Origin of the sequence: Aggregatibacter kilianii (genome assembly GCF_003129965.1) — a bacterium.
Lineage (GTDB): Bacteria > Pseudomonadota > Gammaproteobacteria > Enterobacterales > Pasteurellaceae > Aggregatibacter > Aggregatibacter kilianii_A.
On the sequence record NZ_NRCJ01000010.1, the window covers coordinates 41,241 to 59,445 of the forward strand.

Annotated in this window: 17 protein-coding genes; 11 read left to right on the top strand and 6 right to left on the bottom strand. The window is 45.1% G+C overall.

The features are described 5' to 3' along the window. The first annotated feature begins 60 nt into the window (after positions 1–60). From DK430_RS08775 to yfbR, 6 genes are all read left to right on the top strand, one after another. Positions 61–966, top strand: coding sequence for a transcriptional regulator GcvA (locus tag DK430_RS08775; protein ID WP_109078688.1), 906 nt, complete (start codon positions 61–63; stop codon positions 964–966). Further along, entirely contained in the window at positions 959–2,047 is a 1,089-nt protein-coding gene (gene rlmM / locus DK430_RS08780; RefSeq protein ID WP_109078689.1) for a 23S rRNA (cytidine(2498)-2'-O)-methyltransferase RlmM, read from the top strand. The genes DK430_RS08775 and rlmM overlap by 8 nt, the downstream gene beginning before the upstream one ends. Positions 2,048–2,167: 120 nt before the next feature. Then, entirely contained in the window at positions 2,168–2,620 is a 453-nt protein-coding gene (gene nrdR, locus DK430_RS08785; protein ID WP_109078690.1) for a transcriptional regulator NrdR, read from the top strand. Next, entirely contained in the window at positions 2,620–3,744 is a 1,125-nt protein-coding gene (ribD, locus tag DK430_RS08790) for a bifunctional diaminohydroxyphosphoribosylaminopyrimidine deaminase/5-amino-6-(5-phosphoribosylamino)uracil reductase RibD (RefSeq protein ID WP_109078691.1), read from the top strand. The genes nrdR and ribD overlap by 1 nt, the downstream gene beginning before the upstream one ends. Positions 3,745–3,752: 8 nt before the next feature. Beyond that, positions 3,753–4,781 carry an outer membrane-stress sensor serine endopeptidase DegS gene (gene degS / locus DK430_RS08795; RefSeq protein WP_109078692.1) on the top strand — a complete coding sequence of 343 codons (1,029 nt, stop codon included), beginning with the start codon at positions 3,753–3,755 and terminating at the stop codon, positions 4,779–4,781. A gap of 8 nt (positions 4,782–4,789) precedes the next feature. Then, positions 4,790–5,386 carry a 5'-deoxynucleotidase gene (gene yfbR / locus DK430_RS08800; RefSeq protein WP_109078693.1) on the top strand — a complete coding sequence of 199 codons (597 nt, stop codon included), beginning with the start codon at positions 4,790–4,792 and terminating at the stop codon, positions 5,384–5,386. A 63-nt stretch (positions 5,387–5,449) separates the two neighbouring features. Here the strand turns inward: yfbR and DK430_RS08805 are convergent, their stop codons facing one another. Together DK430_RS08805 and DK430_RS08810 are read right to left on the bottom strand one after the other, a co-directional pair. Then, the gene (locus tag DK430_RS08805; RefSeq protein ID WP_109078694.1) at positions 5,450–6,847 is read right to left on the bottom strand and encodes a DASS family sodium-coupled anion symporter; all 1,398 of its coding nucleotides are present in this window, start codon (positions 6,845–6,847) and stop codon (positions 5,450–5,452) included. Between the two features lie 166 nt (positions 6,848–7,013). Continuing rightward, positions 7,014–7,793 carry a TOBE domain-containing protein gene (locus tag DK430_RS08810; protein WP_109078695.1) on the bottom strand — a complete coding sequence of 260 codons (780 nt, stop codon included), beginning with the start codon at positions 7,791–7,793 and terminating at the stop codon, positions 7,014–7,016. 230 nt (positions 7,794–8,023) lie between these two features. On the opposite strand from DK430_RS08810, the gene modA reads away from it, so the two are divergent. From modA to modC, 3 genes are all read left to right on the top strand, one after another. Further along, positions 8,024–8,788, top strand: coding sequence for a molybdate ABC transporter substrate-binding protein (modA, locus tag DK430_RS08815; protein ID WP_109078696.1), 765 nt, complete (start codon positions 8,024–8,026; stop codon positions 8,786–8,788). Between the two features lie 67 nt (positions 8,789–8,855). Continuing rightward, positions 8,856–9,584 (top strand): molybdate ABC transporter permease subunit, encoded by a 729-nt coding sequence (gene modB, locus DK430_RS08820; RefSeq protein ID WP_109078697.1) that lies wholly within the window; start codon positions 8,856–8,858, stop codon positions 9,582–9,584. Next, positions 9,571–10,632: a molybdenum ABC transporter ATP-binding protein ModC gene (modC, locus tag DK430_RS08825; RefSeq protein WP_109078698.1), complete on the top strand. Its 1,062-nt coding sequence runs from the start codon at positions 9,571–9,573 to the stop codon at positions 10,630–10,632. The genes modB and modC overlap by 14 nt, the downstream gene beginning before the upstream one ends. A gap of 108 nt (positions 10,633–10,740) precedes the next feature. Here modC and DK430_RS08830 read toward each other — a convergent pair whose 3' ends face one another. The 3 genes from DK430_RS08830 to fdnG are packed head-to-tail and all read right to left on the bottom strand — an operon-like array spanning position 10,741 to position 15,470. Next, on the bottom strand, positions 10,741–11,454 hold the full coding sequence (locus tag DK430_RS08830) for a formate dehydrogenase subunit gamma (RefSeq protein WP_109078699.1): 714 nt from the start codon (positions 11,452–11,454) through the stop codon (positions 10,741–10,743). Next, positions 11,447–12,379 carry a formate dehydrogenase subunit beta gene (gene fdxH, locus DK430_RS08835; protein ID WP_109078700.1) on the bottom strand — a complete coding sequence of 311 codons (933 nt, stop codon included), beginning with the start codon at positions 12,377–12,379 and terminating at the stop codon, positions 11,447–11,449. Before fdxH ends, DK430_RS08830 begins: the two co-directional genes overlap by 8 nt. 1 nt (position 12,380) lies before the next feature. Beyond that, positions 12,381–15,470 carry a formate dehydrogenase-N subunit alpha gene (gene fdnG / locus DK430_RS08840; protein ID WP_162616828.1) on the bottom strand — a complete coding sequence of 1,030 codons (3,090 nt, stop codon included), beginning with the start codon at positions 15,468–15,470 and terminating at the stop codon, positions 12,381–12,383. Between the two features lie 236 nt (positions 15,471–15,706). Here fdnG and fdhD point away from each other — a divergent pair, with 236 nt between their 5' ends. After that, the gene (gene fdhD / locus DK430_RS08850; RefSeq protein WP_109078703.1) at positions 15,707–16,531 is read left to right on the top strand and encodes a formate dehydrogenase accessory sulfurtransferase FdhD; all 825 of its coding nucleotides are present in this window, start codon (positions 15,707–15,709) and stop codon (positions 16,529–16,531) included. 58 nt (positions 16,532–16,589) lie between these two features. After that, complete coding sequence (gntR, locus tag DK430_RS08855; protein WP_109078704.1) at positions 16,590–17,588, top strand: gluconate operon transcriptional repressor GntR; 999 nt, start codon at positions 16,590–16,592, stop codon at positions 17,586–17,588. Between the two features lie 70 nt (positions 17,589–17,658). Here gntR and DK430_RS08860 read toward each other — a convergent pair whose 3' ends face one another. Further along, positions 17,659–18,177: a gluconokinase gene (locus DK430_RS08860; protein WP_109078705.1), complete on the bottom strand. Its 519-nt coding sequence runs from the start codon at positions 18,175–18,177 to the stop codon at positions 17,659–17,661. Positions 18,178–18,205 lie beyond the last annotated feature (28 nt).

Below are 18,205 nucleotides of genomic sequence, written 5' to 3' on the forward strand. Positions count from 1 at the left end.
ATTTATAAAAAAAAATAATCTGATTAACCGCATCTATAAATAAATTATTTAGGAATTGCCATGTATAAGCGTTTGCCACCGTTAAATTCGCTTAAAGCCTTTGAATCTGCCGCCAGGTTTTTAAGTTTTACCAAAGCTGCAGATGAGCTTTTTGTTACTCAGGCGGCGATTAGCCACCAAATTAAGCTATTGGAAGATTTTTTAGGCGTGGAGCTATTTAAACGTAAGAATCGCGCCTTAGAATTAACGGATTTCGGCAAGGCGTATTATGCCGATATTACGAAAATTCTTTTCCGTCTGGTAGAAGCCACCGACAAACTGCTCGCCTTAAAAGCCGATAAACATTTAACTATCAGCGTGCCGCAAACCTTTGGTATTCAGTGGTTAGTCCCGCGTTTGAGCGAATTCAACAAACTTTATCCCGACATTGAAGTGCGCTTGAAAGGGGTGGATCAGGACGAAGGTTTACTCAGCCAAGATATTGATATCGCCATTTATTACGGCAAAGGCAACTGGGATAACCTGCAGGTGGATCGGTTGGTGGAAGAAGATTTATTGATTCTTGCCTCGCCGAAATTATTAGCGCAAAAACCGATTTATCAGCGAGAAGATTTAAAACATCACACACTATTGCATATCCACGCCCGTGATAACTGGCAGCATATGGCGAATTATTTGGAATTAGACGATTTGAATATTCAGCAAGGCCCGATTTTCAGCCATACTTTTATGGCGTTGCAGGCGGCGATTCATGAGCAGGGCATTGTGCTTGCCAATCGCATTTTAGCCCAGCAGGAGCTGGATAACGGCAACTTGGAGACGGTATTTGACACCAATTTACGCGATCCGAAATCTTTTTATGTGGTCAATCATTTAGATAATAGCAATGACGAGCGTATCGTGGCGTTCCGTTCTTGGATTATCCAAACTATCAATCAAGAAGAAAATAAACAAGAAAATGAATAAGTTGGCGTTATATTGCCGCATGGGATTTGAACGCGAATTGGCGGCGGAAATCACCGATAAAGCGGCGGGAAAAGGTGTGTTCGGCTTTGCTCGTGTTGTAGAAAACAGCGGTTATGTGATTTTTGAATGTTATCAGCCCGGCGAGGCGGATTTATTGGCTCGTGAATTGCCGTTTCAGCAGTTGATTTTTGCCCGTCAAATGTTGGTGGTCTCCGATTTATTAACGGATTTGCCGCAACAAGATCGTATTACACCGATTGTTCAACAATATCAACAAATTGTTGACATTGTTCCCTTGCAAAAGAGTAACGAATTGTGGGTGGAAACCGCCGACACTAACGAAGCGAAGGAATTGCTCGGATTTTGTCGTAAATTCACCGTGCCCTTGCGTCAAGCCTTGAAAAAAGAGGGTTGGTTGAACGCTAAAAACAACCCAAAGTGCGGTCTGACGTTGCACATTTTTTTCTTACGGAATAACGCTTGTTATGTGGGCTACTCCTACAACCATAACCATTCCGCGCATTTAATGGGTATTCAGCGCTTAAAATTCCCGTCGGAAGCGCCAAGTCGTTCGACATTGAAACTGGAAGAGGCGATTTTGACTTTTATTCCGCATCAAAAAGAAGCGGAATTGCTCAACGACACTATGTACGCCGTGGATCTTGGTGCTTGTCCGGGCGGTTGGACGTATCAGTTGGTCAAGCGCGGTCTGTTTGTGTATGCGGTGGATCACGGCAAAATGGCGGCAAGCCTGCACGAGACGGGGCGCATTGAGCATTGCGCGGAAGACGGTTTTAAATTTCAGCCGCCGAAGCGAGGTAAAATTGATTGGCTGGTGTGCGACATGGTGGAGCAGCCGAGTCGAATTGCCGAGTTAATGGTGAAATGGTTGCTGAACGGTTGGTGTCACAGCATGATTTTCAATTTGAAACTGCCCATGAAAAAACGCTATGCGGAAGTGCAACAATGTCTGCAATTTATTGCGGATAAGTTGTCGCAACAGGGACTCAAGTTTCAGTTGCAGGCGAAGCATCTGTATCACGATCGGGAAGAAATTACCGTCTATCTTCGTTTGTTGTGACAGGGCGGTAAAATTTTTAATTTTTATACCGCACTTTGTGCAAATAACTTGTAAAATAACCGCCCATTAACAGCCTAAAGTGCGGTTATTTTTTTCGCTATTTATGATTGGGAGGCAAATATGCATTGTCCTTTTTGTTCTACAGAAGAAACCAAAGTTATCGATAGTCGTTTGGTTTCCGATGGTTTTCAGGTGCGTCGGCGCAGAGAGTGCGGTCATTGTCACGAGCGTTTTACCACCTTTGAAACGGCAGAATTAATCATGCCGAAAATTATTAAAAACAACGGCAATCGTGAGCCGTTTAACGAAGATAAATTACGTCGGGGGATTCAGCACGCCTTGGAAAAACGCCCGGTGAGTTCCGATGACGTCGAAAAAGCGATTAGCCGTATTATTCATCAATTACGCGCTACCGGTGAGCGTGAAGTGCCGAGCAAATTAGTGGGCACGCTGGTGATGGATGAGCTTAAAAATCTGGATAAAGTGGCGTATATCCGCTTTGCGTCCGTCTATTTAAGTTTTGATAATATCAACCAATTTAGTCAGGAAATCGAAAACCTCAAAGATCACTAATGAACGCCCAATTTAGCCCGCAAGATGCCGCTTTTATGCAGCTCGCCCTTGATTTAGCCAAACAGGGCGAATTTACCACCACGCCCAATCCTTCCGTGGGGTGCGTGTTGGTGAAAGAGGGCAAAGTTGTGGGTAAAGGGTTTCATTTTAGGGCAGGTGAGCCGCACGCGGAAGTGATGGCGTTACGCGAGGCGGGGAAAAATGCCCGTGGCGCGACAGCTTATGTGACGTTAGAACCTTGTTCTCATTTCGGGCGAACTCCGCCTTGCGCCAAAGGGTTGGTGGAAGCCGGTGTCGGTAAAGTGATTGCCGCCATGTGCGATCCGAATCCGCTGGTGGCGGGCAAAGGGTTACAGATTTTAACCGATGCCGGCATTCAAAGTGCGGTGGGTTTATTGGCAGAAAACGCCGAGCAACTCAATAAAGGTTTCTTGAAACGTATGCGCACGGGTAAGCCGTTCGTACAGTTAAAACTTGCCATGAGTATTGATGGCAAAACCGCCATGGCGAACGGTGAAAGCAAATGGATTACCGGTGCGCAGGCAAGGGCGGACGTGCAGCAATATCGTGCCAAAGCCTCGGCGATATTATCCACATCGCAAACGGTGCTAGCGGATGACCCGAGTTTAAATGTGCGTTGGGATGAATTGCCGCCTGAGGTGCAAGCCCGTTATACGCAGGAAAATTTGCGCCAGCCGGTGCGCGTGATTCTGGATTCTGCTCATAAAGTGCGGTCGAATTTTAAGGTGTTTTCAACGGACGCTCCGGTGTGGCTGGTCGGTGAAGACGACTATGCCTCAACGAGCTTTCCGCCCGCCACAGATTATGTCAAGTTAGCGCGACGTCATGGCGAAACCCGCTTGCAGGCACTCATGACGGAATTAGGCAAACGTCAAATAAATACCCTTTGGGTGGAAGCCGGCGCGACCTTAGCCGGCGCGCTTATTGACGAAAATCTGGTGGACGAACTGATTATTTACATGGCGCCGAAACTGCTGGGCGATCAAGCCAGAGATCTTTGCCATTTACCGAATTTAACCAAACTCGCCGACGCGCCTTTATGGCAACTGCAATCTTGTGAGCCCGTCGGCGAGGATCTTAAATTAATTTATATAAGAAAATGAGGAACTCAATGTTAAAAAAACTCTTACATTCCACCCTTGTCGGTTTAGTCACGGCGGGCGTGATTTTATTTGTGGTGCCGAAACTCACCGAGCAATCGGTGTTGCCGCAACAAGAAATCGCCTCTTATAAAGATGCGGTGCGCATTGCTTCACCGGCGGTCGTGAACGTTTATAATCAGGCGTTTACGTCTTCTACTGCGCAGTTGCAGGTAAACAATCTGGGATCGGGCGTGATCATGTCAAAAGACGGTTATATTCTGACCAATAAGCACGTGATTCAAAATGCCGATCAAATTGTGGTGGCGTTGCAAAACGGTCAAATTTTTGAAGCAAGCCTGATCGGTTCCGACGGATTGACGGATTTGGCGGTGTTAAAAATCAGAGCGGATAATTTATCCACCATTCCGCAAAATCCAAACCGTCCCGTGCATGTGGGCGATGTGGCGTTGGCAATCGGTAACCCGTATAACCTAGGGCAAAGCGTATCGCAGGGGATTATCAGTGCGGTGGGGCGCAGTGCCGTTGGTGAAGCGCTCGGGCGACAAAACTTTATTCAAACAGATGCGTCTATTAATCGCGGTAATTCCGGCGGTGCGTTAATTAATTCCGCCGGGGAATTGGTGGGCATCAGCACCTTAAGTATCGGCAAAACGTCCAATGAAATTGCCGAGGGCTTAAATTTTGCCATTCCGATTGATTTGGCGAACGACGTGATGAAAAAAATTATCCGCGACGGGCGGGTGATTCGTGGTTATTTCGGCGTGCAAACGGACATTTTATTCAGCAACGGACAAGGTTCTTCCGAACGGGGCATTTTAATTACCAGCGTCATTGAAAACAGCCCGGCGGATAAAGCCGGCTTGCAGGCGGGTGATATTATTTTGAAAATCAACAATGTAGAAGCTCATTCTCCAACGGAAATGATGAAACTGATTGCCGATGCGCGCCCGAATACGAAAGTGGACGTGGAAATTTCCCGCTTGGGCAAAACCCACAAAATTCCGGTGATTATTGAAGAATACACCTTTAACCAATAGGTCGTTAGATGGAACAGCTTAAAACCAGTCACTTTTTCGCCTGTTTGGATCGCTTAAGACTGATTCAACGTTGGTCTCTGATGCGCAATATCGAACGGGAAAATTTGGCGGAGCATAGCTTGCAAGTGGCGTTTGTCGCGCACGCGTTGGCGCTGATTAAAAACCGCTTTTACGGCGGGCTGCTCAATGCGGAGCGGATTGCCGTGATGGCGATGTATCACGATACATCGGAAATTTTTACCGGCGATTTACCGACGCCGATAAAATATTTCAACGAAGATATTACCCATGCCTATAAACAAATTGAAACTGCGGCGGAGTTGCATTTAATCAGTTTATTGCCGGAAGAATTGCAAACGGATTTTTTACCGTATTTGGATAATCAATATTTTTCCGACGAGGAAAAGCACATCGTAAAACAGGCAGATTTGATTTGCGCCTACATTAAGGTGAAATTTGAGCTGGAAAACGGCAATCAGGAGTTTAAATCGGCAAAAGTGCGGTTGGAAAATTTGATGGATCAATGGAAAAGCCCTGAAATGGATTATTTTTTACGGGTTTTTGTGCCGAGTTTCGGTAAGTCCATTGATGAAATTACGCTATAAATTTGGATCATAAAAAATCTCCTGCGGTGAAAACGGCAGGAGATTTTTTTATAGAAAACGGAATTACATCCAGAAAATATAGGCAATAGTGGCAATCACCAGCATGCAGGTGAGATCGATAAATTTGCCGACCCGAATCATCTCGCTTTGTTTCACATAACCCGTGCCGTACACAATAGCATTCGGTGGCGTGCCTACCGGCAACATAAAGGCACAAGAGGCACCCAAGCCGATGATCATGGCAAAGCCGAGCGGCGGCATATTTAGTGCATGAGCAATGGAGATGAAAATCGGTACTAATAAGGCGGCGCTTGCGGTGTTAGAGGTAAATTCCGTTAAACAAATGATAAAGGCGGCGATAATCAGTGCCATCACATAAGTGTGCCCGCCATTGATTAAATAAACGATGCCGTCCGCCATAATTTTACTGGCGCCGGAGCTTTCCAATACCGCACTCAAGGTTAAGCCGCCGCCGAATAAAAACAGCACGCCCCATTCCGTATTGGCTTGAATTTCTTTCCAAGTTGCAATACCGCTGACGCAAATAATCACAGCAGCACATAAAGCAATCATACTGTCGATACTTTCGATGTTTTTCGATAAGCCAAGTAAATCGGTAAGGAGGGAATTCACTTGTTTACTGAAAATCCATAATGATGCCACAGCAACAAAAATCACTAACGTTAGCCAACGTTTGCCGTTCATTGCCATGTGTTCAAATTGGATATCAAAGCGTAAATTCAAGCGTGGACGGAAAACGATGTACAACCAACCGATGATTAACGGAAACAATAATAACATGACCGGCAAACCGTATTTCAGCCAATCGGCAAAGGTGAGTTGTAATTGTGAGGCGGCGATCGCATTCGGCGGGCTACCTACTAAGGTACCCATGCCGCCGATACTGGCGCTATAAGCAATACCGAGTAATACGAAGACATAAGTGTTGTGCTCTTTTTTACGATCCAGCTGACTCAAAATACTCATGGACAGTGGGATCATCATGGCGGCGGTAGCAGTGTTACTCATCCACATGGAAAGAAAGGCAGTGGCGCAGAAGAGGTACATCACTGCAACGAATAATCGACCTTTAGCTAATTGCATGATTTTATTCGCAATCATTTTATCGATTTTTTGCACATTTAATGCCGTGGCTAATGCAAAGCCACCGAAGAATAAGAAAATCGTCGGATCTGCAAATGCAACCAAGGCGTCACGGCTATTCACCAAGCCCAAGCCGACGGACAAAATAGGAACAAAAAGGGCGGTAACGCTCACGTTAATGGCTTCCGTCAGCCATAAAATGCCGACGAATGCCAATAGTGCCAATCCTCGATTAGCAGTGGGTTCAAAAGGCAGGGTAGTGAGTAGAACGATAAAAAGGAGAATATCAATGATGAAGATAACGCCTTTTTTGTTTATTTTGCTTTTCTGAAATGGAGTAAAGAGTGGTGCAGCCATAATTCACCTTAACATAAAATAAAAAACAACAATAAGGGCGCGTATTACAACAGGAATGTGTTAGACGGGTTATGCGCTATATCAAAAAAATGTCATGTTTAAGGCAGATGAAAAGAAAAACTGCTCCAAATGATGACTTGTCGGAGCAGTTTTTTGAACAGGTGGATTAATAAAGGGTAGCGAGAATGATTTGTTCCGGATCCACGGAGAGCCAAACTTGTTGCTCGGGTTCAATATGTTGTTCCTTGGTAAGCGTGGCGCAGAATTCAATGTCAGAATCTTCTAAAACCAAAATCGCTTCTCCTGCGTCCCCTTTATCAATGATGGATTTTACTGTTGCGCGGAATTGATTCGGCAGATTTTTTGCCTGTTTGGTGCGAAGTTTGACCCAAGGTGCCTTAAACATCAGCATCACTTCTTTGTCGGATTCAAGTTTTAAACGTACCGCACTTTTTTCTGTAATGGAAACGCTTAAAGGCTTGGCAAAGCCGTCTAAAGCAATATCGACAAAACAGTGGACGTCTTCAAAGCGTAGGGATTGTACTTTGCCGAAAAATTGATTACGGGCGCTACTTTGCAGAGAAAAACGTGCGGTAGCGGAAAGTAGGCTGTTGAGCGGGACTTTTTCGTCTTTCAAAATGCTAAATGCTTTTTCTTGAGTTTGTTCAAGTAAATCATAGAGTTGTAATAAGCGTTGTGCATAAACGGTAAGTGCCGTACCGCCACCGTTTCTGCCGCCGATATTACGTTCCAGTAGCGGTTTTGGGCTGATTTTATTCATGGCTTCAAGATGATCCCAAGCACTTTTGTAGCTGACTTTGGCATTTTTCGCCGCTTGGTTAATGGAGCCGCATTTTTCAATTTCCTTGAGTAAACGGATACGCTTAGGATCAGCGAAGAGTTGTTGTTTTAATTTGATGGTGAGTAAAATTTCAGTGCCCCGCATACGGTTTCCCCCTCAAGATTTTTCATAAATGCTACGCGATTGTCGCGTGGCGAATCGGTTGCACATCATACTATATTTTAAGCGCAATAAGAATGTTTCCTAACCATATCGGCGTATTATTCAAAATAGGCTTTCATTTTGGTGAAAACGCATTTTTATATTGATTTTATTCGTTGTATAATTCGTGCGATATATAATTTATTAACCAACCAAAAAATGGAGTTTTTATCATGCGTAATTATTCAAAAATTGCTACCGGTTTAGCTGCCGTCTGTTTTGCTTTTTCTCTTTCTGCGCAAGCGAAAATCACTGTGTTCGCCGCCGCCTCCATGACGGATTCTTTAAAACAAGTTGCTGCAAATTATTCAAAAGTTAATCCGAAAGAAGAAATCGTTTTTTCTTTTGCCTCTTCTTCCACGTTAGCCAAACAAATTGAAGAAGGCGCACCGGCCGACTTATTTATTTCCGCCAGCACCAAATGGATGAAATACCTTTCCGATAAAGAGTTAACCGTTAAAGACAGTGAAAAATTATTGGTCGGTAACGAGTTGGTGTTAATTTCACAAAAAGACAATAAATTAGAAAACGTAGATATTGCCAAAGGTGAATGGATCAACCAATTAAAAGATACCTATTTATCCGTGGGTGACCCGGCGCACGTTCCGGCAGGTCAATATGCGGAAGAAGCGCTAACTAAATTAAATTTATGGGATAAAGTGAAAGATAAATTAGCCCGTGCGAAAGATGTACGCGGTGCCTTGGCATTGGTTGAACGGGGAGAAGCGCCGCTGGGCATTGTGTATGCCACCGATGCGAAAGTGAGCAAAGACGTGAAAACTATCGGTGTTTTCCCACAAAATTCTTACAAACCTGCCGATTATCCGGTGGCGATCTTAAAAGATCATAATAACGCAGAAACACAATCCTTCTTGAAATATTTGGAATCGCCTGAAGCGAAAAAAGTCTTTGTGGATTATGGTTTCTCGGTAAAATAGCCGAATGCAATTGACTCGTTAAGCGTAGCCTTTGTGCTACGCTTTATTTATATAGGGAATTGGAATTTTGCTTACACAGTTTCTGACCTTATTGGGTTTGAGCCCATTGGAAATTGATGCTATTCGACTGAGTTTAGAGGTGTCCGTTAGCGCTATGGTGTGGAGCCTACCGTTTGCCATATTAACGGCTTGGGTGTTGGCGCGTAAGGATTTCTATGGGAAATCCATTGTCGGCGGGATTATTCATTTACCGTTGGTGTTGCCGCCGGTAGTGATCGGTTATCTCTTGCTTGTGGCAATGGGGCGCAACGGTTTTATCGGCAAATATCTATACCAATGGTTCGGGCTAACTTTCGGTTTCAATTGGCGAGGTGCGGTACTCGCCGCTGCTGTGGTAGCATTTCCGTTGGTGGTGCGGGCAATTCGCCTTTCGCTGGAAAGTATCGATGTAAAACTGGAACAAGCCGCCAGAACCTTGGGAGCATCCGCTTGGCGGGTGTTTTTTACCATCACCTTGCCGTTATCCTTGCCGGGTATTCTTGCCGGCATCGTGTTGGGTTTTGCACGTTCTCTAGGGGAATTCGGCGCAACCATCACTTTCGTTTCCAATATTGCCGGTGAAACGCAAACCATTCCACTGGCAATGTATTCCTTTATTCAAACGCCCGGCGCGGAAGAACAGGCGGCTAGGCTATGTATTTTTGCCGTGATGCTGTCTTTGATTTCTCTCTTGTTATCGGAATGGCTGGCAAAACGTATGCAGAAAAAGTTAGGACAAAGCGATGCTGTACATTGATGTAAAAAAACAATTAGGCAATTTATCTCTGCAAGCCAAGTTAAACATTCCGGCGCAAGGTGTGACCGCACTTTTCGGCTTATCCGGTTCGGGAAAATCTTCCTTGATTAATCTGGTAAGCGGTTTGATTACACCCGATGAAGGAGTGATTGCGTTAAATGATCGCGTGTTATTTGAATCGGAGGAAGATCTTTGCGTGCCGGCTTATCGACGCAATATGGGGTATGTTTTTCAGGATGCGCGTTTGTTTCCTCATTATACGGTAAAAGGCAATTTGCGTTATGGCATGAAAAATACCAGCAAGGCGGAATTTGATTATATTGTGGAATTGTTGGGCATCGGACATCTGTTAAAACGCTACCCGATCACCTTATCCGGTGGCGAAAAACAGCGTGTGGCGATCGGACGTGCGCTTTTGACGGATCCGGAGATTTTATTGATGGACGAACCGCTTTCCGCGCTGGATTTACCGCGTAAACGGGAACTGCTGAATTACCTGGAACGCCTGTCCAAAGAAATTAACATTCCGATTTTATATGTCACTCATAGTTTGGATGAATTACTGCGCTTGGCGGAGCGGGTAGTGCTACTCAATAACGGCAAAGTCGAGGCTTATGATGTCTTGGAAAATATTTGGGAAAGCCCGTTGTTTCTTCCTTGGAAGCAGGAAAATGAGCAAAGTGCGGTGCTTTCTCTGCCTGTTTTTTTGCATAATCCGTCTTATAAAATGACCGCACTTTCCATTGGCAATCAACAAATCTGGATTCATGAAGTGGAGGCGCAGCTAAATGAAAAAGTGCGAATTTGTATTCACAGCTCTGATGTTTCCATTACGTTAAATAAAGCGGAAAAATCCAGTATTCGTAATATCCTTTACGGGCGCATTGTGAAGGTGCAGGAATTTGAGAGCCGTGTTGATTTGAAGTTGGATATTGCGGGCAAGCACATTTGGGCGAGCATCAGCAAATGGTCATTTTACGACTTAGGCTTGCAACTGGGCCAGTTGGTTTATGCGCAAATTAAAGCCATTTCCGTGATGTCGGCATAGCGAATTTCCCCCATATAAAAACAGCACCTTTGAGGTGCTGTTTTGTTTGGTTTCCATTAAAGTGCGGTCATTTTTAAAAACGTTTTTCAAATCTACCGCACTTTTTGACTAGCTGAATTGCTTAAAGACGGCTTTGGTCGGTTCGCCTTTTTCTTCCCGTTCAACGTCTTTTTCAAGCTCAGGAAGCACTTCTTCACGATACCATTTCGGGTGGTGTTTTTTCGCCCAACGTACGGTTACCCAACCCTCTACGATCCCTCTAATAGAGCCTTTCACCCAGAACGCCATATAGATATGCACCAGAATACCTGTGAACAACATAAAGGCGCAGGCGGAGTGCAACAAGATAGCGATGCGCAACACAGGGATAGAGAAGTGATGCGAGAAGTATTGGCGCCACATAATGATGCCGGAGCCCATTAAGGTAAACATGGCGAGGATCAATGTCCAGAACAACATTTTTTGACCCAGGTTATATTTACCGTTATCGGCAACAGCGTGTTCATTGCCTTTCAAGACTTCAAGAATGCCTTTCATCCAACGAATGTCGTTTTTCTCCGGAATATTATGATGCCAATACAGTGAACATAAGAACACAAAGGCAATAAACATCAAAATACCGGTGAACGGGTGAATGGCTCGGGCAAGTTGCGGCGTACCGAGAATTTCCGTCAACCATGCGAAATCGGGGAAGAAGAATGCCACCCCGGTAAACATGGTCAAGAAGAAACTGATCACCAAGAACCAGTGACTCAGACGCGCAGGAATTCGATGGCGAATGATACGGGTATCATTGGTAATTTCAAGTTTACCTTTACTCATCTTTTTTGCCTCCGCGTTTGTCTTCATCTTCAAATTTTTCGTGATGATCTTCCACATCTTCTTCTGTGTTTGGACCTACTACGAGGTAGTGCCCGATTTCAGCAAGCGCCAAACCGCCCATGGCAACTGCTGCGACCGGTTTCAGAATATCTTTCCATAAGGTAATGGTCGGATCGATTTGTGGATCTTTTGGAAGCCCGTTATACAATTCCGGTTTGTCGGCGTGATGCAATACATACATAACATGGGTGCCACCGACGCCTTCCGGATCATAAAGACCGGCATTTTCGTAGCCACGGGATTTTAAGTCGGCGATACGCTGTTCCGCATAAACTTTCATTTCTTCCTTAGAGCCGAAACGAATCGCACCGGTCGGGCAAGTTTTGACGCATGCTGGTTCTTGTCCTACGGAAACGCGATCCACGCAAAGTGTGCATTTATATACACGGTTGTCTTCCGGATTCATCCGCGGAATATTAAACGGACAGCCTGCGATACAGTAACCGCAGCCGATACATTTGTCTGACTGGAAGTCAACAATACCGTTGGCGTACTGGATGATTGCGCCCGGAGAAGGGCAGGCTTTCAAACAGCCGGGCTCGGTACAGTGCATACAACCGTCTTTGCGGATTAACCACTCTAAACGATCATTTTCTTCCACTTCGTTGAAGCGCATGACCGTCCAGGCTTTTGCATTCAGATCCACCGGGTTATCGTAAATACCTACGCATTGCGCATTGACGTCGGAGCGGATGTCATTCCACTCCGAACAGCCCACTTGACAGGCTTTACAACCGATACAGGTGGTGACATCAATAAGTTTGGCTACTTCAACTTTGTGATCTCGCGCATGCGGTGCAGGGGTTAATCCTGACGTTGCAGAGATCTTGATAATATCTTGCGTTTGTACATCCATTGCTCTCATATTATGCAGCCTCCGCTATTTTTTCGATATTCACTAAGAAAGTTTTATATTCCGGGGTTTGTGTTACCGATTCCCCCCAGGATGGCGTTAAGGTATTGGTTGCGAAACCTCGATTGCCCTTGCCATTTAATGCTTTCATGTTCCAGTGAATCGGAATGCCTACATGGTGTACAGTTTGTCCGTTTACTTCTAAGGCTTTTAAGCGTTTCGTAACCACCGCTACAGCTTTAATGTAGCCGCGTTTTGAGGTAATGCGAACCATATCGCCTTTTTGGATGCCTTTTTCTTCCGCCAGTTTTTCACCGATTTCCACAAATTGCTGTGGTTGTGCAATGATGTTAATGGCAGATTGTGCAGTCCAACTGTGGAAGTGTTCGGTTAAACGGTAGGTTGTCGCCACAAACGGATATTCTTTATTTGAGCCGATAAATTCACGATCTTCTTTGTAAATACGCACAGTTGGATCCGATACCACATTCGGATGGAGTGGGTTAGTATCAATCGGACTTTCAATCGGTTCGTAATGTTCCGGGAATGGACCGCTGTTAATACGATCTGTTGCAAACAAACGACCTACACCCTCGGCAGACATCATAAATGGACCGGTGTCGGAACCCGGCGGTTGTGTGCCGTAGTCGGCAATATCAAACCAGTTCCAGTTCTTACCGTTCCATTTGATTAATTGACGGTGTTTATCCCAAGGATTACCGTTAATGTCTAAAGAAGCTCGGCTATAAAGCACACGGCGGTTAGCCGGCCATGCAAAGCCCCAGCCTAAAGTGCAACCTAAACCGGATGGATCGGAGTTATCGCGATTTTCCGTTTGGTTACCTTTTTCCGTCCATTGACCGACATAAAGCCAGTTTCCGGAGGTTGTTGTACCATCATCACGTAAGTGCGCAAAGCCGTTAAGTAGCTGACCTTTTTTATACATCAGGTTGCCATTGGCATCGTAGAGATCTTCCAAGGCATAACCGTTTAATTCTTTCGCTAATTCCGCCGGAGACGGGGAATGCGGAATGTCGTAGTTCCATGTCATGGCTTCAAAGGAGTCAATACCGCGACCGCCTTCTTTCATGTAAAGTTCATGCATTTCTTCACGAATCATGGAGAAAATGTCCGCATCCGGTAATGCTTCACCCGGCTGGTCACAGGATTTTTGGTGCCATTGCGCCCAACGACCAGAGTTGGCGATAGAGCCGTCTTCTTCTGCGAAACAGGTGGTTGGCAAGCGGAATACTTCCGTTTGAATTTTTGAAGAATCAACATCGTTAGATTCGCCGAAGTTTCTCCAGAATTCGGAACTTTCGGTTTGTAACGGATCCAATACAATTAAGTATTTCAGTTTACTCATGCCGGCAACGGTTTTGTTTTTATTCGGCAACGAGTTCAATACGTTGAAACCTTGTAAAATCCAACCGTGCATTTCACCGTCATGCATCATTTTTACATGGGTAATCGGGTCATATACGCGATCCACTTTCGGCAGATAATCAAAGCCCCAACCATTTTCTTTAGTCGCTTTATCACCATAGAAGGTTTTCATCATACTGATGAAGAATTTCGGTGTATTGCGATAGTAGTTAATTTGATTCGGCACGATATCTTTCGGCGTAATCGCATTAATAAACTGATCAAATGAGCTTTCTTTTTCGGTCGGTAAACGCATATAACCCGGCAACATGGTTGGTAGTAAACCCATGTCGGTTGTGCCTTGTACGTTGGAGTGACCCCGCAACGCATTGATACCCCCACCCGGCATACCGATGTTGCCCAGTAACAACTGGATCATCGCCATTGAACGAATATTTTGCGTACCGATTGTGTGTTCGGTAAAGCCTAACGCATATAAGTGCGTCATGGTTTTATTTGGAGCAGACGTTTTACCGATTTCTTCGCAGATTTGTAAGAATAGTTTTTGTTTTACACCGGTAATATTTTCAACAACTTCAGGTGTATAACGGGCAACGTGTTCTTTCAATACATTAATCACACAGCGTGGATCCTGTAATGTCATGTCACGTTTCGGATGTCCGCTTTCATCAAACTGGTAGTTCCAGGTTGATTTGTCATAGTTGCCTTTTTCTTCATTAAATCCGGAGAACAAGCCGTCTTCAAACTTGTAACCTTCGTTTACCAAATAAGAAGCATTAGTATAGTGTTTTACATATTCGTGTTGAATTTGGTTGGTTTCCAATAAGTAACGAATCACACCCATTAAAAATGCAATGTCCGTACCGGAACGAAGTGGCGCGTGTAGGTCGGCAACGGATGCTGTACGATTAAAGCGCGGATCAACCACAATAATTTTTGCACCGTTTTTCTTCGCTTCAATTGCCCAGCGGAAACCGACAGGATGCGCTTCGGCAGGGTTACCCCCTTGAACAAGAATAAGATTGGCGTTTTTGATGTCAACCCAGTTGTTTGTCATGGCACCGCGACCAAATGATGGAGCAAGACTTGCTACCGTTGGTCCGTGTCAAGTATTCGCTTGGTTACATACCGGCAACATCCCTAACATGCGAATCCATTTCTGGGTTAACAGTGCGGCTTCATTACTGATTGCTGATGCCGTCATAATCCCTGTGGTGGTCCAACGATTTACAATGTTACCTGCTTCATTTTTCTCTACAAAATTGGCGTCGCGGTCATCTTTCATCAGGCGGGCAATGCGTTTAATCGCATCGTGCCAGGATATGCGCTCCCACTTGTCGGAGCCCGGCGCTCGATATTGCGGATATAAAGCGCGACTTTCGCTGTTGACGAAATCCAGTGCGCCGGCGCCTTTAGGGCACAACGCCCCACGGCTAATCGGATGATCCGGGTCACCTTCAATGTGGAATAATTTAGAACGGGTATTGGTAGCGGTATGACTACTTAATGTATTGGATGGTGTACCTGTGCTGTACATCAACATACCGCAGCTTACGGCGCAGTATGTACAGGTTTGGCGTGATTCTTTGGCACGCAATAGTTTATATTCGCGTGGTGCAGCCAAGGCCGTTGATGGCGCAAAGCCCAACATCGCAACGGATGTTCCCGCCATTCCTCCGGCACAGACCTTAAAGAATTTTCTTCTACTGATCTGCATAAATACTCCCCACATCAACAAAATTTGTTGTTGTTTTCAGTTTGATAGTTTGAAATTCGTCTTGAGTAGATAATTTGATGGTCGTTTTTGTTAAATTTGTATTAAAATTTAGCGAAACGTTGCTTAGTAGTGATGTAACAATTTAATACATGGCTACCTATCTATTAGCGTTGGCTAGGATACCGATTTTTTCTACGGAAATCTATAATTAATAATGGCTAGAAGGGGGCAAAATTTTGAGCTGGATCACAAAAAAAATAATTTTCTTTATAAAAAAATTAACAAATGAGAAACAAAATAAAAACACAATTGTCATCTCCGAGAAACAAGAATCGCTGGCAAAAGAAGTCCCCGTCGCGCTTGTATATAACGATATTTCCCATACAGTGATGATGTGTTCGCCCCGTGATTTAGAAGATTTTGCCATGGGATTTTCCTTGTCAGAAGGGATTATTGATAAGCCTGGTGATATTTATGGTATTGATATTGAAGAGGTTTGTAATGGTATTGAAGCCAGAATCGAATTGGCGACCCGTTGTTTTGTTGCGTTGAAAGATCATCGCCGCACGCTAACGGGGAGAACCGGTTGCGGTATTTGTGGTGCGGAGCAGATCCGGCAGGTTTATAAAAACGTCAAAAAATTAGACCGCACTTTAACCTTTCACGTGGCGCAACTGGACGATTGTTTAGAGCAATTGCAGAAATCGCAGGAATTAGGCAAACAAACGGGCTCTACGCATGCCGCAGGTTTCTTTTCCGTAGAGGGCAAATTGCTCGCCATTCGGGAAGATGTGGGGCGTCACGTCGCGCTGGATAAATTACTGGGCTGGCATGCAAAAGCCGACAAACCGCAAGGATTTATCCTTGTTACCAGTCGCGCCAGTTACGAAATGGTGCAAAAAACCGTGTCCGCCGGCGTGGAAATGTTAGTCGCCATTTCCGCCTCAACCGACTTGGCAGTACAAATGGCGGAGCAATATGATTTAACCCTAATCGGCTTTGCCAGAGAAGGGCGCGCCACGGTTTACAGCGGCAGGGAGCGTTTACGTATTTGTGATTAATTTGTCCTTAGTCTAAAATCGCTTCTATAATTATGATATTTATGACGCTTTTCTTTTTATGAATAAAAATAAACGCCCGACCTTACAAGACATCGCCGATTATCTCGGTATTACCAAAATGACCATCAGCCGCTATTTGCGCAATCCCGATTCCGTGGCAAATGCCACGCAAACACGCATCGCGGAAGCCATTGAACGTTTTGGTTACATTCCCAATCGGGCGCCGGATATTTTGTCCAACGCGAAGAGTCTGGCAATCGGCGTGTTGGTGCCATCGCTGACCAACCAAGTGTTCGCCAATGTGATTCGAGGCATTGAACAGATCACCGATAAAGCGGGCTACCAAACCATGTTGGCGCATTACGGTTATAGCGAAAAAAAGGAAGAACAACGCATTGAAAGCCTGCTGTCCTATAATGTGGACGGCATTATTTTGTCGGAGAGTCATCATTCCGAAAAAACCAAAAAAATGCTCAACGTGGCGAATATTCCGGTGATTGAAATTATGGATACGACGGAAGTGGGCATTCAACAGGTCGTCGGCTTTGACAATATTGCGGCGGCACAGGCGATGGTGGAAACGATGATTAATCGCGGGCATCGCAACGTGGTTTATTTTGCCGCCCGTCAGGATAAACGCACCCGACTACGCCAGCAGGGCTATGAAAACGCCATGGCAAAGTATCAATTAACATCACACGTTATTGCGACTAAAGACCATTCATCTTTTACCTTGGGTGGCGAATTATTGCATCAGGCGCTCGCCAAATTCCCGCAACTGGACGGCATTTTTTGTACCAATGATGATATTGCTATCGGCGCTATTTTTGAATGTCAACGCTTAGGCATAAACGTGCCCGCGCAAATTGCCGTTGCCGGCTTTCACGGGCATGATGTCGGGCAATCCATCACTCCGCAACTTGCTACGGTGATCACCCCGCGTTTGGAGATCGGACGAATTGCCGCACAGGAATTACTGGATAGAATCAATGATATGCCCGCACAAAGTTCCATCATCAATTTGGGTTACCAGATTCATTTGGGCGAAAGTATTTAAAAGTGCGGTGTTTTTTTTCAAACGTTTTGCAAGCGCAAAAACATCGCCAAAACCCACCGCACTTTTTACTTTAGGAAAGGTAGGGTTTTAGCGCCTGAACGCAACGCTCAACCACCTCTTCAAAAGAAGCATTAATATCAATGGCAATGACATCCGGCTCATCCTCGCCCGGCACTTCAAGGGTGTCAAACTGGCTTTTCAGCATGGATTCTTTCATATAGTGCCCCTTGCGTTGACGCATGCGTTCCAGAATCACATCATAAGTGCCGTGCAAAAAGAGGAATTTCACGTTGCTGTTGCCGTCGCGGATTTGGTCACGGTATTTCTTTTTCAGCGCGGAGCAAACAATAATGCCGACTTCGCTTTTATGCTCCAAGCTAAACGCCGCATCCCGAATGCGTTCCAACCAAGGCGCGCGATCATCGTCATTTAACGGATGCCCTTCGCCCATTTTTATAATATTGGCGCGAGGATGCAGATCATCGCCGTCGATCAGTTTTATCCCCAAACGGCGTGCCACTTCCGTTCCTACCGACGTTTTCCCGGTGCTGGATACGCCCATCAAAATAAAACTTTTACCTGTTGCCATATGTTGCTCCTTTTATCATTTTGAACGC

Coding starts and splice junctions, on each gene's coding strand:
- DK430_RS08805 (WP_109078694.1), bottom strand. CDS start 6,847: ATGGCTGCACCACTCTTTACTCCATTTCAGAAAAGCAAAATAAACAAA.
- rlmM (WP_109078689.1), top strand. CDS start 959: ATGAATAAGTTGGCGTTATATTGCCGCATGGGATTTGAACGCGAATTG.
- DK430_RS08810 (WP_109078695.1), bottom strand. CDS start 7,793: ATGCGGGGCACTGAAATTTTACTCACCATCAAATTAAAACAACAACTC.
- degS (WP_109078692.1), top strand. CDS start 3,753: ATGTTAAAAAAACTCTTACATTCCACCCTTGTCGGTTTAGTCACGGCG.
- fdxH (WP_109078700.1), bottom strand. CDS start 12,379: ATGAGAGCAATGGATGTACAAACGCAAGATATTATCAAGATCTCTGCA.
- modC (WP_109078698.1), top strand. CDS start 9,571: ATGCTGTACATTGATGTAAAAAAACAATTAGGCAATTTATCTCTGCAA.
- ribD (WP_109078691.1), top strand. CDS start 2,620: ATGAACGCCCAATTTAGCCCGCAAGATGCCGCTTTTATGCAGCTCGCC.
- yfbR (WP_109078693.1), top strand. CDS start 4,790: ATGGAACAGCTTAAAACCAGTCACTTTTTCGCCTGTTTGGATCGCTTA.
- DK430_RS08775 (WP_109078688.1), top strand. CDS start 61: ATGTATAAGCGTTTGCCACCGTTAAATTCGCTTAAAGCCTTTGAATCT.
- modA (WP_109078696.1), top strand. CDS start 8,024: ATGCGTAATTATTCAAAAATTGCTACCGGTTTAGCTGCCGTCTGTTTT.
- gntR (WP_109078704.1), top strand. CDS start 16,590: ATGAATAAAAATAAACGCCCGACCTTACAAGACATCGCCGATTATCTC.
- DK430_RS08860 (WP_109078705.1), bottom strand. CDS start 18,177: ATGGCAACAGGTAAAAGTTTTATTTTGATGGGCGTATCCAGCACCGGG.
- nrdR (WP_109078690.1), top strand. CDS start 2,168: ATGCATTGTCCTTTTTGTTCTACAGAAGAAACCAAAGTTATCGATAGT.
- DK430_RS08830 (WP_109078699.1), bottom strand. CDS start 11,454: ATGAGTAAAGGTAAACTTGAAATTACCAATGATACCCGTATCATTCGC.